This window comes from Shinella sp. M27, from assembly GCF_049199905.1.
GTDB lineage: Bacteria > Pseudomonadota > Alphaproteobacteria > Rhizobiales > Rhizobiaceae > Shinella.
This window is the reverse complement of sequence record NZ_JBLZPK010000066.1, coordinates 14561-29199: the sequence shown is the minus strand read 5'-3', so window position 1 is coordinate 29199 and position 14639 is coordinate 14561. Positions and strand designations below refer to the sequence as shown.

Below are 14639 nucleotides of genomic sequence, written 5' to 3'. Positions count from 1 at the left end.
GGGTTCCCCCTTCTTTGGTCTTTGAGGCTTAGGCGTGGACCGGAACGGCCTTCAGGTCCGTGATGAGATCGAGCGCCTGGCGATGCACCGCGGCATCACCCGCGCCGAGCAGCTGGCCGGAGCTTTCGAGCGTCAGCGGCGCGCCGGCCCAATCGGTGACAATACCACCCGCCCCTTCCACGATGGGTCGGAAGGGCGCGAAGTCAAAAACCTTCTGGCCGCCATCAATGGCAAGGTCGGTGCGCCCGTCAGCAAGCAGGCCGTAATTGAGGCTTGCCCCGCCATAAGAGCGCGCGCCGGTGACGGCACGCAGCCGGTCGAGCGCCGGACGCTCGGCGGGGGCGAAATAGTCCTGGTTGCTGTTGGTCATGATCGCCTGGCCGATCGAGGAGCAGGTGCGCACGCGGATGGCTTTGCCATTGCGCGTCGTCTGCCGGCCTTCGGCGCCGACCCAGCGAGAATCGATGGCGGGAATATCGATGACGCCGAGCCGCGGCACACCGCCGACGGCGAGCGCGATCAGCGTGCCGTAATAGGGCAGACCGGCGATGAAGGCTGTCGTACCGTCGATGGGATCGAGCACCCAGACATGGTCGCTGCCGGGACGTACCCAATCGCGCTCCTCACCGATGATACCGTGGGTGGGATAGCGGGCGGAGATCATCTCGCGCAAGCGATCCTCGATCCGGATGTCCATCGCCGTGACAAGGCTGCGATCCGGCTTCACCGAAACGTCGACATGGGCCATGTCGTTTTCGCTCAGGACGGAGCGGGCGACATTCGCCAGCTCGATGGCGAAGGCGACATGCTGGTCTTCGATGAGGGCGGCGCTGGTCATTCTCTCTTCGACGCTTTCCCGGTTTTCGGACAGCCGCCATCGCTCCTGCACAGGGTGCAGGATGAAGCGCCGGCAATGCTTTCCGACTGATTGAAGGATTTGGCTGGGCCATTTTTCGGCCTCTGCAATCTTCCTACATGCATTTCATCAATGTGGCAATATGTGTTTTAGTTGGCAAAATGAGTTTTTATGCGGCAAATCACATGGTTCTTGTGGCAAAGCGAGGCATCGCGTATCAAGGCTTCTCTAGGGAGGCTTTCAGGATGTGGCAGGAAGAACGTCAGCAAAAAATCCGTTCGTTGCTTGCTGCCTATGGCCAGGTGTCGATCGACCGCATCGTCGAGGATTTCGGCGTGTCACGCGAAACCATCCGCCGCGACCTCATGGAAATGGAGGTGGCGGGCGAACTCAGGCGGGTGCGCGGCGGCGCCATTCCGATGGAGGCGCGGGAAGATACGACCTTCGGCGTGCGCATCACGCTGCGCCAGCAGGAGAAGCGCACGATCTGCGCCACGGCGCTCGGCTTTCTCGAAAGCGGCCAGACGATCTTCATGGATGCCGGTGCGACGACGTCCACCATGGCCGAGGCGCTGGCCGGTCCGACCGGCCTCACCAACCTCACCATCCTCACCAACTCCGTCGACGTGGCGAGCCAGCTGGCGGAGCGGTCCGGCGATCTCTCCCGCGGCACCCGCGTCATTCTGCTTGCAGGAAATGTAAAACAAGACCCGATGGAGACCTACGGCGAGGCGACGATCAACGACATCCAGCGTTATCGCGCCGATGTCGCCCTGCTCGCCCCCTGGGGTGTCGATGCGACGATGGGCGCGATGAACTACTTTCTGCATGGCGCCGAGATCGCCCGTGCCATGGTGCGCCATTCCGGTCGCACGATCATCCTAGCCGATCACTCCAAGATCGGCGTCGTCAGCCGCTCGGTGTTCTGCGAGACCGGTGAAATGGCCCACCTCATCACCGATGCAAAAGCCCGCCAGAAATCGGGCTTCGAAGCCCTTGCCGAGGCCGTGCCCGGCCTTGTGGTCGCAGGCGAGTAGGATACGGGCTACATAGAAAAAGAAAATGTAGCTTACCTACATTTATTTTGACAAATGTAGATTTCTTAATTATATCGACAATCACGCACGGTGAGTGAGACCTGAAAGCCCACAAAGCTTTGGCAGGGGCCGTGGCGTTCACCTGGAGGAAATCGATAATGAAACGCCGTTTCGCGCTGGCTTCAGCGCTTGCAGTCCTGTGCTCGCATGTCTTTTCGGCCGGTGGCGCCGAAGCTGCGGGAATGACCGTTTATTGCCCGATGTCGGAAGACGATTGCGGCGCCGTGCTGAAGGCCTTCAAGGACGATACCGGCATCGAAGCGCAGTTCGTGCGCATCGGAGCAGGCGAAATTCTGGCCCGTATCCGCGCCGAAAAGGCCAACCCGCAGGCCGGCCTGTGGCTCGCCGGTGCCGCCGACAACTTCATCCAGGCGGCATCCGAAGGCCTGCTCGCCGCGCACAAGACCGTCGGCATCGACAAGGTCGATCAGCGCTATACCGATAAGGAAGGCCGCTGGACGCCGATCTCGCTGTCGCCGATCGTCTTCGCCTACAGCCAGCAGGTGCTCGACGAGATCGGCGCCAAGCCGCCGACGAGCTGGAAGTCCTTCGCCGATCCGATCTTCAAGGACGGCGTGGCGCTTGCCCATCCGGCGTCTTCGGGCACAGCCTATGTGGCGCTCGCCTCGATCGTCCAGCTGCTGGGTGAAGAACCTGCCTTCGAGCTGATGAAGGAAGTCGACAAGAACGTGGTGCAGTACACCCGTTCGGGTGTCGCCCCCTCGCGCATGGTCGCCAACAACGAGATCGCGCTTGCGATGGCCTATACGCAGGATATCGAGGCAGCCCTCGCGCAGGGTTATCCGGTCGGTTACTCCTTCCCGGAAGAAGGCACCGGCTTCGAGGTGAATGCCGCCGCGGCCATCGCCAATGCGCCGGAAGAACAGGCCAAGGGTGCGAGCGCCTTCCTCGACTGGATCCTGACCGAAAAGGGCCAGGCCGCCATCGGCGCCACCTTCCGCGGCCCGATCGTGCCGGGCTACAAGAACCCTGAAGCCAAGATCGACCTCTCCAGCGTGAAGATGATCGACTACAACTTCACCTGGGCCGGCGAGAACCGAGCACGCCTGCTGGAGCGCTACGAAAACGACGTGCGCCACAAGGCCGACGCCAAGTAACGGGGGCGGCCCTAAACAGCAGGCAGGAGCATTCCGCTTTTCTCCGAAGCGGAATGCTCTACCCCTTTGTCTCATGCGATTCCGAGCGGAAACCGTTCCTGGAATTGCCCAAGGAGCCTTCCATGACCCTCGTTTCGCAAGCGACACCACCCGCAAGAGCCGGGACGTCGCCAGCCTTTCTGCGCAAGATCGTCGTCGATCCCTGGCTGTTCGGCATCTTCGCCGTCGTCACGCTCTCCGTGCTGATCTTCGCGGCGCTACCGATCTTCGTCGTGATGAAGCAGGCCGTCGTCACCGATCACGGTTTCGATCTCGGCGTGCTCGTCGACACGCTGTCCCAGTCCTTCGTCTGGACCTCGCTTTTCAACACGCTGCTGCTCGGCGCCACCTCGGCCATCATCGCCACCGCCGCCGGCTTCCTGCTCGCCTTTTCCGCAACCCGCACCACCATGCCCGGCAAGACCTTCGTGCATGGCGTGGCGCTCTTGCCGATCATCTCGCCGCCCTTCGTCATGGCGCTGGCGGTGGTCATCCTGTTCGGCCGCTCGGGTCTCATCACCCGCGAACTGCTCGGCATCCGCAACGCCAATGTCTATGGCTTCCATAGTTTGGTGTTGATCCAGTCGCTGGCCTTCACGCCGATCGCCTATCTCAACATCCGCGGCATGCTGCAATCCATCGACACGGCGCTGGAAGATGCCTCCGCCTCGCTCGGCGCCTCGCGCTGGACGACCTTTTCGCGGGTAACGCTGCCGCTGGTGACGCCGGCAATCCTCTCCTCGACGCTACTCGTCTTCGTCAAGTCGGTGGAAGATTTCGGCAATCCGATGCTGATCGGCGGCAATTACAACACGCTTGCCGTCGAGGCCTATTCGCAGATGGTGGGCTATTTCAACCTGCAGGCCGGCGCGCTGCTCGCAAGCCTCATGCTGGTGCCGTCCATGACGGCCTTCCTCATCCACCGCTACTGGGTGAGCAAGCGCAGCTACGTTACCGTAACAGGCAAGCCGTCCGCCCAGACGATCCGCATTTCCGGCGGGGTCGTGGTGCCGCTCGCCATCGGCTGCTACGCCATCGTCTTCGCCATCCTGCTGTTCTATCTGACGGTGGTCTATGTCTCCTTTACCAAGCTGCCCGGCGTCAACAACACGCTGACGCTCGACCACTATGCCACCGTCTTCACCGCCGGCTTCCAGACGCTCACCAATTCGCTGCTGCTCGCCGGCATCGCCACCCCGATCACCGCCATCGCCGGCATGCTGATCGCCTATCTCCTGATCCGCAAGGCGTTTCCGGGCAGCTTCCTGCTGCGCTGGGCGACGCTGCTCTCCTTTGCCGCACCCGGCACCATCCTCGGCATCGGCTATGTCAGCACGTTCAATGCTGCCCCGCTGCTCCTGACCGGCACCGCCTTCATCGTCGTCGCCGCCATGGTGGTGAAGAACCTGCAGGTCGGGATCGAGGCCGGTTCCAACCAGCTGCGCCAGATCGACAAATCGATCGAGGAGGCCTCCACCATCCTCGGAGCCTCGAACACACGGACCTTCTTCCAGGTCACGCTGCCGCTCCTGAAGCCCGCGCTGTTCACCTCGCTCTCCTATGCGCTCACGCGTTCGCTGACGACGCTCTCGGCGGTGATCTTCCTGGTCTCGGCCAACTGGACGCTGATCACGGTCACCATCCTCTCGCAGGTGGAAACGCTGAAGCTCGGCGTCGCGGCGGCCTATTGCAGCATCCTCGTCTTCGTCGTGCTCGCCATCCTGGCGGTCATGCAGCTCGTTCTCAATTCGACATCGAAGAGGTAATCCCCATGTCGAAAGTCATCTTCTCCAATATCACCAAGCGCTTTCCGGGCGTTGCCGGCGCCACCGCCGTCGATAAGCTGAACCTCACCATCGAGGAAGGTACGCTCGTCACCCTGCTCGGCCCCTCCGGCTGCGGCAAGACGACGACGCTGCGCATGCTCGCCGGCTTCGAGACGCCCTCGGACGGTACCATCACCATCGGCGGCCGCGACGTCACCAATGTTCCCGTCAATGCCCGGAATGTCGGCATGGTGTTCCAGAGCTACGCCCTCTTCCCGCACATGACGGTGCGCGAGAATGTCGAATACGGCGTGCGCCTGCTCAGCCTGCCGAAGGCCGAGATGAAGGATCGCGTCAACAACATTCTCGATACCATGGCGCTCGCCCAATATGCCGATCGCTCGCCGTCGCGTCTGTCGGGCGGCCAGCAGCAGCGCGTAGCGCTCGCCCGCGCCGTCGTCACCCAGCCGAAGGTGCTGCTGTTCGACGAGCCGCTTTCCAACCTCGATGCCCAGCTGCGCGAACGCATGCGCGACGAACTGCGCGCCATCCAGCTGCGCCTCGGCATCACCAGCCTCTACGTCACCCACGACCAGAGCGAGGCCATGGCCATCTCCGACCGCGTGGTCGTCATGCGCAACGGCGTCATCGAGCAGGACGACAGTCCCCTCAACGTCTATTCGCGCCCCGGCACCGGCTTCGTCGCCGAGTTCATGGGCAAGGCGAACATTCTGGAAGGCAAGGTCGAGTCGGTCGATGACACCACGGTGCGCGTGCGCATCGCCTCGACGGTCGCCTTCACGCTCGCCCGCAACGACCGCGCCTTCAAGGTCGGGCAGGACGTGCGCTGCGTGGTGCGGCCGGAGCATATCCGCGTCGATACCGCAGGCACGATGGAGGCGAAGGTGCGCCGCGTCGTCTTCCAGGGCGCATATGTTGAATATCTCACCGATCTCGAAGGCCAGGAATGTGTCTTCCTCGACACGGATTACTACAAGTCCGGCGTCGCCGAAGTCGGCCAGACCGTCAAACTCGCAATCGATAGCCGGCCGGTCTGGGTCCTGCCGGAAAATGAAGCCACCGCATTGGGAAAAGCCGCATGATCCTCATCAAGCCCATGAGCAATGATATCCACGACATGATCGCGACCGTCGCCTGCGAGTCGGCACTTGCTGCCGGCATGGTGGCGCACCGGGGCTTCGTCAATGCGAGCCCCGAGACGCTGGCGACGGAACAGAAGGCCGGCTTCTTCGACATCGTGACGGCCTCCGACAAGGCGGCCGAGCGAGCCGCCTGCGATACGATCTGGTCGCGCATCCCGACGTCCCGCATCCTCGGCGAGGAAGGCGGCTGGCAGGGTGAAGGCGACACGACCTGGATCATCGATCCCATCGACGGCACCAGCAATTTCGCCTCGGGCCTGCCCTTCTTCTGCGTCTCGATTGCCGCTTACCACAAGGGCGAACCCGTCTGCGGCGTCGTCTATGATCCGGTGCGCGAGGAACTTTTCCTGGCAAACCAGGGTCGTCTGACGCTGAACGGCAAGAAGGTCGAACCGTTCCTGCGCGGACGCACGGACCGCGAGGTAGAGGTCCTAACCAACGCGCCCTATGAGGGTGAGCGCCCCTCGCGTGCGGCCCAGGAAGCCCATGCCGATCTCGTCAATTCCTTCCGTGCCGTGCGCCGTCTCGGCTCCTGCGCGCTGCATCTCGCCTATGTCGCCGTCGGTCGCGTCGCCGTCTGCTACGAATCGAAGTTCAGCGCCTGGGACATCGCGGCCGGCATCCAGCTCGTCGAGGCAGCGGGCGGACAGGTCTATGTGCAGGATGCAGCCGGAAGCCGGCTCGAACCCAACGAGGATGCACTGGGCTCGGTAAAAAGGCTCGTTGTCGCGCAGGCCGGTTTTGACTATCAATCGTCTAACCTGTCCAAGCAGATGAAGGACGGGATTCTCTAGCCCTCGGGCAGAAAGCCGCTCATGATACGCGCCACGCCGATGCCGGACCCCGATGGCTTTCATGCTTGACCTGATCAGGCAGTCGCTTGCCCAGTTCACGCCCGCCGAACGCAGGATCGCGGAAGCGATCCTCGATACGCCGAGCACGGCCATCACCTGGTCCATTACCGATGCGGCGCGCATCGCCAAGGTCAGCGAGCCCTCGATCATCCGCTTCTGCCGGCGGCTCGATTGCGACGGCTTCCCGGATTTCCGCCTCAAGCTTGCCCAGCAGCTGGCCGTGCGCCAGGCGCCGGCAATTCAGGCGGAAACCGGCGGCGACCCTTTCACCGGCCTCATCGACGACGTCTTCAACCGCGCCGTCGAATCCCTGCGCGAAGCCCGTCACGATCTCGATCTCGAGGGCCTGCGCCGCGCCGTCGATATACTGGCGAAAGCCCGCCGCATCGATGTCTATGGCTATGGCGGCTCCGGGTTCCTGGCAAGCGAAGCGCAGCACCGCCTCGCCTCGCTCGGGATCGCCAGCGTGGCCTATGCGGACCCGACATTGCAGATGGTATCCGCCCCGCACCTGACGTCTCAGGACGTGCTGTTCGTGCTCTCCTTCTCCGGCCGCACGAGCTACCTTATCTCGAATATGGAGATCGCGAAGAAGGCTGGCGCCCGCATCTTGTCCATCTCGCCGGGCGGGTCCGTCGTCGCCTCGCTCGCCGACGAGAACATCAACCTCAACGCCTACCGCGCCTCCGGCCATTCCCTCATCGTGCCCACCGGACGGGCGCCGATGTATGTGATGCTCGACGTGCTCTTCGCCCTGCTGGCGCGCCGGCAGAACAGCGCTTCGGCATAGCGGTCAACAGGCCCCGCGCCGCTCGACAACCGGCAGTGTCTGCGCAAGCAGGAACGCCTGCGTCTGCGGGCTTATATGGGCGAGCAGAGCGTCCCGGACGCGGATATGATAGTCGTCCAGAAAGGCGATTTCGCCGGGGCTCAGCGCATCGAGATCGGCCATCGTAAGATCGACAGGCGCAAGCGTCAGCGAGGCGAAGCGGCAGAAGCCCGGACCATCAGCCACAACTTCCACCTGGTTTTCGATGCGCATGCCGAAGGCGCCCTGTTTGTAGTAGCCGGGTTCCACCGTCATGATGGTGCCGGGCTCCAGGACATGAAGGTTCGGCTTGCGGTCGAAGCGATGCGGATATTCATGGACCAGCAGATTGTGACCGACGCCGTGGCCGGTGCCGTGGTCGTAGTCGAGGCCCACATCCCAGAGCGGGCGGCGTGCGAAGGCATCCAGCTGGTGGCCCTGCGTTCCCGCCGGAAAGCGCGCGGACATCAGGGAAATGAAGCCCTTGAGCACGGCCGTATAGGCGATCCTCATCTCGGCGGTCGGCACGCCCAGCATGACAGTGCGCGTCAGATCGGTGGTGCCGTTGAGATATTGCCCGCCGGAATCCACCAGGTAGGGTGCTGCCCTATCGAGGGGCGCATCCGTCTCCGCGCTGGCCGCATAGTGGCACATGGCGGCGTTGGCGCCGGCGGCGGAGATGGTGCGGAAGCTTGGCTCACGGAAACCCGGCCCCTCTCTCCGGAAAGTCAGCAGCCGGGCTTCGGCGCCGAGTTCGGTCAGCGGGCGGGCCTCCTTTAGCCGGGCCGGCACTTCCGATGCAAGCCAGGCAAGGAACTCGGTGACGGCGATGCCGTCTTCCAGATGGCAATCCCGAAAACCCTGCAATTCGGCCAGTGTCTTCCTCGCCTTGGCAAGGGTGATCGGGCTGGTCTGCGACGCAATCCGGCCGCCGGCCGCAAGCACGGCTGCCCGCACAGCCTGCGGTGCGAAATCTGCATCGATCGCCACGGTCCTTTCCGCCGTCGCCTCGGCAAGGCGATCGAGAAAACGCTCCGGCGGCGACAGGGTAACGCCGTCCAGTTCGTAGGCGTCGAGATCGTTGCCGAGCTTGCGGCGATCGACGAACCATTCGAGGTCGTTGTCCGCATCCAGCAGCAGGAAGGAGTGCGGCACCGGGTTCATCGGGACATCCGAGCCGCGCACATTGAGCAGCCAGGCGATGTTGTCGGGCAGGGTCTCGACCAGAACGTCCGCCCCGCTCCGCCGAATGCCCTCAGCGATCCGCGCCCGTTTGTTCGCTGCGGTTTCCCCGGCCACCTGCGGCGGCATGGCCCTGATCGCGCCCAGCGGACGGGGCGGACGATCGCGCCACACCACGTCGAACGGATCGGCCTCAAGCGCGACCAGATCCGCGTGGGCGACAGCGCAGCCGATGGCCAGACGATCGTAAAGGCTGCCGCCCACCAGCATCGCATCGATGCCGATGCGCCAGCCGCGTTGCGCATGCTGCCCGAGCCAGCCGTCGAGCGGATCGTCATGCAGGTGATGCACCTCGAAGCGGGAAGGATCGACCTCCTGGCGCACCTGCACCTGATAGCGCCCGTCGACGAAGATGAGCGCCCGGTCCTTCAACACCAGGGCCAATCCGGCCGAACCGGAAAAGCCGCTGATAGTGCGCAGGCAATCGTCGTGCGGCGCCGTCACCTCGCTCTGATGGGCATCGGTGCGCGGCACGATCAATCCGTCCAATCCGGACGCGTCAAGCCAGCCGCGAAGCGCCGCAAGCACCGGCGCACGGTCATTCATCGTCATGTCTTTTACTTTCGTTCAGCGGCCGGTCTTCAGCGGACCACCCTTTTCGGCCACCATCGCGACGAGCCGGTCGAAGACCGCGCCGGACTGGCGGATGCCGTCATGTTCGAATTCATTGGTGATCCAGACATCCATGTTGCCGATGGCGCTAGCGGTCTGAAGCGAGATACCGGCGTCGACATACATGTCGTCGTGATAGACAACCGCGGCAAGCGGCACGGTGTTTCCGGCGAGACGGGCCTTGTCGTAGAGCTGGCTGTAGCGCGGACGGCGGGCGAGCACCTCGGCGGCGGCGCGGAAAGGCTTGAGCAGCGCGACCTCCTCGAACATCGACGGATAGATCATCTCGCCGGTGAAGAGCAGCGGCCGTGCTTTGGCGTCGAATTCCGGGAATTCCCCCAGCAGCCGCTCGGCCGACCAGGCGGTCGCTCCCTCGCCCTGCCCGTAGATCGCCTCGTGGATCACGGCGAACAGCGGGTTGCCATGATAGGCCGTCGCCTGCATGACCGAGCCAAGGAACTGGTCGGACAGGCGATCGGGCGCGGCAAAGGCTTCGTCGAGCAGCCAGTGGATATTCTCGAAGCCCGGCCCCATGCCGAAATCCAGGCCAAGGCTCTGAAAGCGACGCACCGAAAGGCGGTCACCATCCGGCAGCAGCACCGGATTGGTTTCGATGAAATCCGCGATGCGGGCCACCAGCGCCCTGTCGTCAGGATAGCGCTTGTAGAAAATCTCGTTCTTGGCGCGTACGCGCGGATAGGTGTGGCGATAAACCGCGTCCGCGGAGGGATCGAGGCTCGGGATGCCGCCGGCGACGTAGCAGGCAGACAGGCCTTCCGGCGCGCGGCTGAGATAGGTCAGCGTCAGGAAGCCGCCATAGCTCTGGCCCAGCGTCTGCCAACGCTCACCGCCGAAGGTGGTTTTTCTGAAATGCTCGAGATCGTCGACGATGGAATCGGCGCGGAAGCAGGCGAGGTAATCCGCACCCGCTTCACCGTCGAAGCCGGCAATGGTCGCCGCGTCGACGGGTGTGGAGCGGCCGGTGCCGCGCTGGTCGGGCAGGATGATGCGGTGCGTCTTCAGCGCCTTGGCGAGCCAGGAGGGGCTGCTCTTCGTCGGGCGCGGGGATTTGCCGCCCGGCCCGCCCTGCAGGAAGCAGAGAAGCGGCAGCGCCTCGTCCTTATGGGCGGGATCGACCACCTCGCGGGCGAAGAATTCGATGGTCCTGCCTTCGGGCTTCGACCAGTCGAGCGACACGGTCACGATATGATCGCGCACATGCAGGCCGGGGATGGTGTATTCGGAGACGATCATGAAAATTTCCTTCCTTGCCGCCTGGCGCGCGACGAATTCAACGGACGCGCGGATCGAGCAGCACGTAAAGCAGGTCGACCACGATATTGGCAATGACGATGAACAGGCCGCCGAGCAGCACGACGCCGATGATGATCGGCCGGTCCTGGTTGGCGACCGCCTGTACCGCAAGCGCGCCGACGCCTTGCAGGCCATAGACCTGCTCGATGACGATGACGCCGCCCAGAAGAAGGGCGATATCGGCGCCGAGCTGCGTGACGAGCGGCGTCAGTGCGGCGCGCATGCCATGCTTCCAGACCACCCGGCGTTCCGTCAGGCCCTTGGCCCGTGCGGTGCGTATATAGTCCTCCCCCATCACGTCGAGCATCTGCCCACGCGTGAGACGGGCATAGATCGCCGCCATGGTCAGCGCCAGCGTCATCCAAGGCAAGGCGAGATGCCAGGCCCAGAGCGCGGGATTGGACGAGAGCGCCTTGTAGCCGCCGGCCGGGAACAGCGTGAAGCCGGCCTGTTTCGGCATGAAATAGAGCAGATAGAGCGACATCATGCCGAGCACGAAGGTCGGAAAGCTGAGGCCGACAAGAATGAAGGCCTGCCCCAGCCGGTCGCGCAGGCTGCCGACATGCCGGGCTGACATGATGCCGATCGGCACGCCGATGGAGAGCCACAGCACCGCCCCGCCGAGCACCAGCGACAGCGTTACCGGAATGCGCCGGAGGATGATCGGTGCGACTGGTTGCTGGTTGCGATAGGAGAAGCCGAGATCGCCCGACAGCGCCTTCTGCATGAAGGCGCCGTATTGCACGACGATCGGCCGGTCGACGCCGAGATTCTTGCGGATCTGCGCAAGCTGGCTTTCGGTCGCCTTGTCGCCGGCGATCATGCGGGCGGGGTCGCCGGGCGCGACGAAAAACAGGAAGAAGACGAAGGCCGAGAGGACGAGCAGCACTCCCGCGCCGAAACCGATGCGATGGGTGAGGAAACGGATCATGGCTTGGCTCCTGCCTTCGGCCGGCGCTTGAGGCGGCGCAGGGTGCGGGCGCTTTTCGGGTCGAGCGCATCGCGCAACCCGTCGCCGAGAATGTTGAAGGCGAGCGTCGTCATGAGCAGCGCCGTGCCGGGCACGAAGATCAGCCACCAGGCGACGAGATAAAGCGAGTTGGAGGACGCATCCGCCAGCATGCCGCCCCAGCTCGGCGTCGGCGGCACGATGCCCATGCCGAGGAAGGACAGTGTCGCCTCGAAGACGATGGAATTGGGGATCTGCATGGTGGTGTAGACGATGATCGGCACGGCGAGATTGGGCAGGATGTCGACCACCATGATCGACAATGGACCGGCACCGAGCGAACGGCTGGCCAGCACGAAGTCCTGCTGGCGCAGCGAGATCACCTGGCCGCGGATGACGCGCGCCATCGGCGCCCAGCTGAAGAACACGATGACGACGACGGACAGCGTCAGGCTCGGCCCGAAGGCCGAGACCAGCGCCAGCGCGCAGAGCAGGAAGGGCACGCTCATGACGAGGTCCGTCAACCGGCTGAGAACAAGATCGACCGTGCCGCCGAAATAGCCCGCCGTCGTGCCGACGACGACGGCGATCAGCGAAGCGAGCAGGGAGGCAAAGACGCCGACGAGCAACGAGACGCGCGCGCCATAGGCGAGCCTGACCAGCACGTCGCGACCGAGCTGGTCGGTGCCGAACCAGAATTCGCTGCCGGGCCCGACCGGAATGCCGGCCGGCGACAGGCCGGTCTCGCGGAACTGCTCGATCGGCGAATGGCCGGTGATATCAGCCACCCAAGGGGCGATGACGGCGAGTACGATGATCGCGAAAATCACGCACAGTGCCACGATACTGGACGTGTCGCGCCTGAGCCTGCGCATCGTCAGCGCGAAGGAACCACGCTGGACGATCTCGCCCTGCGGTGCGGTTTCGTTCGTCGTCACGTCGCTCATGATGCCACCTGTGTTTCGACCAGCGACCGGCGACCGCCCTCGGCAAAGGCCGGCAGCGTCCTGGAGGCCGCCAGCAGCGTCCGCGTATAGTCGTGCTGCGGATCGGCAAACAGCCGCTCGGCCGTCTCCATCTCGACGATGCGCCCGCCCTGCATCACCGCGATGCGGTCGCAGACATGGCGCACCACCGAAAGGTCATGGGAAATGAAGAGATAGGTCAGGCCGAGGTCGCGCTGCAATTCGCGCAGCAGGTTGAGCACTTGCGCCTGGATCGAGACATCGAGCGCGGAGACCGGCTCGTCGCAGATGATCAGCGCCGGGTTGAGCGCCAGCGCCCGGGCGATGCCGATCCGCTGGCGCTGCCCGCCGGAAAATTCGGCCGGGAAGCGATTGTAGTGCTCTGGATTGAGCCCGACACGTTCCATCAGATGCCGCACCTTTTCCTTTCGCTCCTCGCCTTTGGCAAGGCCATGCAGGCGGAAGGGATCGCCGATGATGGCGCCGACGCGGCGGCGCGGGTTGAGCGAGCCGAAGGGATCCTGGAAGACGAGCTGCACCTCCCGGCGCATCTCCCGCCATTGCCGGGCGTCGAGCGTGCCCATGTCGCGGCCAAGCACGCGCACGCGGCCGGAGGTGGCCGGCACCAGCCCGGCAACGATGCGCGCCAGCGTGGATTTTCCGCAGCCGCTTTCGCCGACAAGCCCGATCGTCTCACCGCGCCCGACGGTGAGGTTCACGCCCTTCAGCACATCCAGCGCGCGCTTGGGGCCGAAGAAGCTGCCGACGTGATAGGTCAGGCAGACATCCTCGATCTCTGCCACCGGCTCCGGAGAACCGACCTTCTTGACGGTCGTCGCCGCCTTGGCGGCCGGCCGAGCGGTGCTTGCGCCCTCCTCCAGCCAACAGAGGGCTTCGACACCGTCGCTGTAGCGGCGCAGCGGCGGCGGCTCGCTGGAACAGTGCGGCAGGGCCTCCGTGCAACGAGGCGCGAAGACGCAACCGGCGGGCGTGGCGAGCAGGCTCGGCGGTCGGCCGCCGATCGGCGCAAGCTCGGTGCCGGGCCGGTAGCTGGCCGGCGTCGAGCGCAGGAGGCCGGCCGTATAGGGATGGGCTGGCGCGCGGAAAACATCCGCCGCCCGGCCGTATTCCAACCGGTGCCCGGCATACATCACCATCACATCGTCGGCGACGCTCGAAAGCAGGCCGAGATCGTGGGTGATGAGGATGACGGTGGTGCCAAAATCGCGGCGCATGGTGTCGAGCAGCGCCACGATCTGCGCCTGCACGGTGACGTCGAGCGCCGTGGTCGGTTCGTCGGCGATGACAAGCGCCGGCTTCAGGATCAGCGCCATGGCGATCATCACGCGCTGGCGCATGCCGCCGGAAAACTGGTGCGGATAATCGTCGAAGCGCTCGGCCGGCGCGGGAATGCCAACCTTGCCGAGCATGTCGATAACGCGCGCCCGCGCATCCGCCGGGCTGATCGTCTCATGCGCGTGCAGCACCTCGGCGATCTGCGCACCGATGGTGTAGAAGGGATGCAGGCTCGACAGCGGATCTTGGAAGATCATGCCGATGCGCCCGCCGCGCAGGCGCCGCATTTCCTCCTGTGGAAGGCCGATGAGGTTGCGTCCCTCGAACCAGACCTCGCCGCCGATATCGGCATTGGGCAGAAGCCCCATCACCGCCTGGGTAAGCACGCTCTTGCCCGAGCCGGACTCGCCGGCGATGCCGAACAGCGAGCCCGGCTTGATGGAGAAGGAGACGTTGCGCACCGCATGCACGGTGCCGTCTTCCGTCGGGATATCGACGGTGAGACCCTTCGCTTCGAGAATAGCCAAGCCAGAACCCGTTCGTCTGCAGAGGAAAGGAAG

Annotated in this window: 12 protein-coding genes; 6 read left to right on the top strand and 6 right to left on the bottom strand. The window is 64.3% G+C overall.

The window, feature by feature from the left end:
- Positions 1-28: 28 nt before the first annotated feature.
- Positions 29-838 (bottom strand): inositol monophosphatase family protein, encoded by an 810-nt coding sequence (locus ACOZK4_RS25020; protein ID WP_421594389.1) that lies wholly within the window; start codon positions 836-838, stop codon positions 29-31.
- A gap of 263 nt (positions 839-1101) precedes the next feature.
- Here ACOZK4_RS25020 and ACOZK4_RS25015 point away from each other — a divergent pair, with 263 nt between their 5' ends.
- The 6 genes from ACOZK4_RS25015 to ACOZK4_RS24990 all read left to right on the top strand — a co-directional run bounded on the left by ACOZK4_RS25015 (position 1102) and on the right by ACOZK4_RS24990 (position 7683).
- The gene (locus ACOZK4_RS25015) at positions 1102-1893 is read left to right on the top strand and encodes a DeoR/GlpR family DNA-binding transcription regulator (RefSeq protein WP_421594388.1); all 792 of its coding nucleotides are present in this window, start codon (positions 1102-1104) and stop codon (positions 1891-1893) included.
- A 158-nt stretch (positions 1894-2051) separates the two neighbouring features.
- Entirely contained in the window at positions 2052-3071 is a 1020-nt protein-coding gene (locus tag ACOZK4_RS25010) for an ABC transporter substrate-binding protein (protein WP_313531938.1), read from the top strand.
- 122 nt (positions 3072-3193) lie between these two features.
- Positions 3194-4876, top strand: coding sequence for an ABC transporter permease (locus ACOZK4_RS25005; RefSeq protein WP_421594387.1), 1683 nt, complete (start codon positions 3194-3196; stop codon positions 4874-4876).
- A 5-nt stretch (positions 4877-4881) separates the two neighbouring features.
- Positions 4882-5979, top strand: coding sequence for an ABC transporter ATP-binding protein (locus ACOZK4_RS25000; RefSeq protein WP_421594386.1), 1098 nt, complete (start codon positions 4882-4884; stop codon positions 5977-5979).
- Entirely contained in the window at positions 5976-6833 is an 858-nt protein-coding gene (locus tag ACOZK4_RS24995) for an inositol monophosphatase family protein (RefSeq protein ID WP_421594385.1), read from the top strand. Before ACOZK4_RS25000 ends, ACOZK4_RS24995 begins: the two co-directional genes overlap by 4 nt.
- Before the next feature lie 61 nt (positions 6834-6894).
- A complete protein-coding gene (locus ACOZK4_RS24990; protein ID WP_421594384.1) occupies positions 6895-7683 on the top strand; it encodes a MurR/RpiR family transcriptional regulator in 789 nt (262 codons plus the stop codon).
- A 3-nt stretch (positions 7684-7686) separates the two neighbouring features.
- Here the strand turns inward: ACOZK4_RS24990 and ACOZK4_RS24985 are convergent, their stop codons facing one another.
- From ACOZK4_RS24985 to ACOZK4_RS24965, 5 genes are read right to left on the bottom strand one after another with little or no spacing between them, the layout of a single operon-like run.
- Positions 7687-9495, bottom strand: a complete 1809-nt coding sequence (locus tag ACOZK4_RS24985; protein ID WP_421594383.1) for an aminopeptidase P family protein — start codon at positions 9493-9495, stop codon at positions 7687-7689.
- A 15-nt stretch (positions 9496-9510) separates the two neighbouring features.
- The gene (locus tag ACOZK4_RS24980) at positions 9511-10809 is read right to left on the bottom strand and encodes an alpha/beta fold hydrolase (protein ID WP_421594382.1); all 1299 of its coding nucleotides are present in this window, start codon (positions 10807-10809) and stop codon (positions 9511-9513) included.
- A 37-nt stretch (positions 10810-10846) separates the two neighbouring features.
- The gene (locus ACOZK4_RS24975) at positions 10847-11800 is read right to left on the bottom strand and encodes an ABC transporter permease (RefSeq protein ID WP_313531924.1); all 954 of its coding nucleotides are present in this window, start codon (positions 11798-11800) and stop codon (positions 10847-10849) included.
- Positions 11797-12765, bottom strand: a complete 969-nt coding sequence (locus ACOZK4_RS24970; protein ID WP_313531922.1) for an ABC transporter permease — start codon at positions 12763-12765, stop codon at positions 11797-11799. Before ACOZK4_RS24970 ends, ACOZK4_RS24975 begins: the two co-directional genes overlap by 4 nt.
- Positions 12762-14606: a dipeptide ABC transporter ATP-binding protein gene (locus tag ACOZK4_RS24965; RefSeq protein WP_421594381.1), complete on the bottom strand. Its 1845-nt coding sequence runs from the start codon at positions 14604-14606 to the stop codon at positions 12762-12764. Before ACOZK4_RS24965 ends, ACOZK4_RS24970 begins: the two co-directional genes overlap by 4 nt.
- Positions 14607-14639 lie beyond the last annotated feature (33 nt).

Coding starts and splice junctions, on each gene's coding strand:
- ACOZK4_RS25000 (WP_421594386.1), top strand. CDS start 4,882: ATGTCGAAAGTCATCTTCTCCAATATCACCAAGCGCTTTCCGGGCGTT.
- ACOZK4_RS24995 (WP_421594385.1), top strand. CDS start 5,976: ATGATCCTCATCAAGCCCATGAGCAATGATATCCACGACATGATCGCG.
- ACOZK4_RS24975 (WP_313531924.1), bottom strand. CDS start 11,800: ATGATCCGTTTCCTCACCCATCGCATCGGTTTCGGCGCGGGAGTGCTG.
- ACOZK4_RS24985 (WP_421594383.1), bottom strand. CDS start 9,495: ATGACGATGAATGACCGTGCGCCGGTGCTTGCGGCGCTTCGCGGCTGG.
- ACOZK4_RS25005 (WP_421594387.1), top strand. CDS start 3,194: ATGACCCTCGTTTCGCAAGCGACACCACCCGCAAGAGCCGGGACGTCG.
- ACOZK4_RS24970 (WP_313531922.1), bottom strand. CDS start 12,765: ATGAGCGACGTGACGACGAACGAAACCGCACCGCAGGGCGAGATCGTC.
- ACOZK4_RS24990 (WP_421594384.1), top strand. CDS start 6,895: ATGCTTGACCTGATCAGGCAGTCGCTTGCCCAGTTCACGCCCGCCGAA.
- ACOZK4_RS25010 (WP_313531938.1), top strand. CDS start 2,052: ATGAAACGCCGTTTCGCGCTGGCTTCAGCGCTTGCAGTCCTGTGCTCG.
- ACOZK4_RS24980 (WP_421594382.1), bottom strand. CDS start 10,809: ATGATCGTCTCCGAATACACCATCCCCGGCCTGCATGTGCGCGATCAT.
- ACOZK4_RS25020 (WP_421594389.1), bottom strand. CDS start 838: ATGACCAGCGCCGCCCTCATCGAAGACCAGCATGTCGCCTTCGCCATC.
- ACOZK4_RS25015 (WP_421594388.1), top strand. CDS start 1,102: ATGTGGCAGGAAGAACGTCAGCAAAAAATCCGTTCGTTGCTTGCTGCC.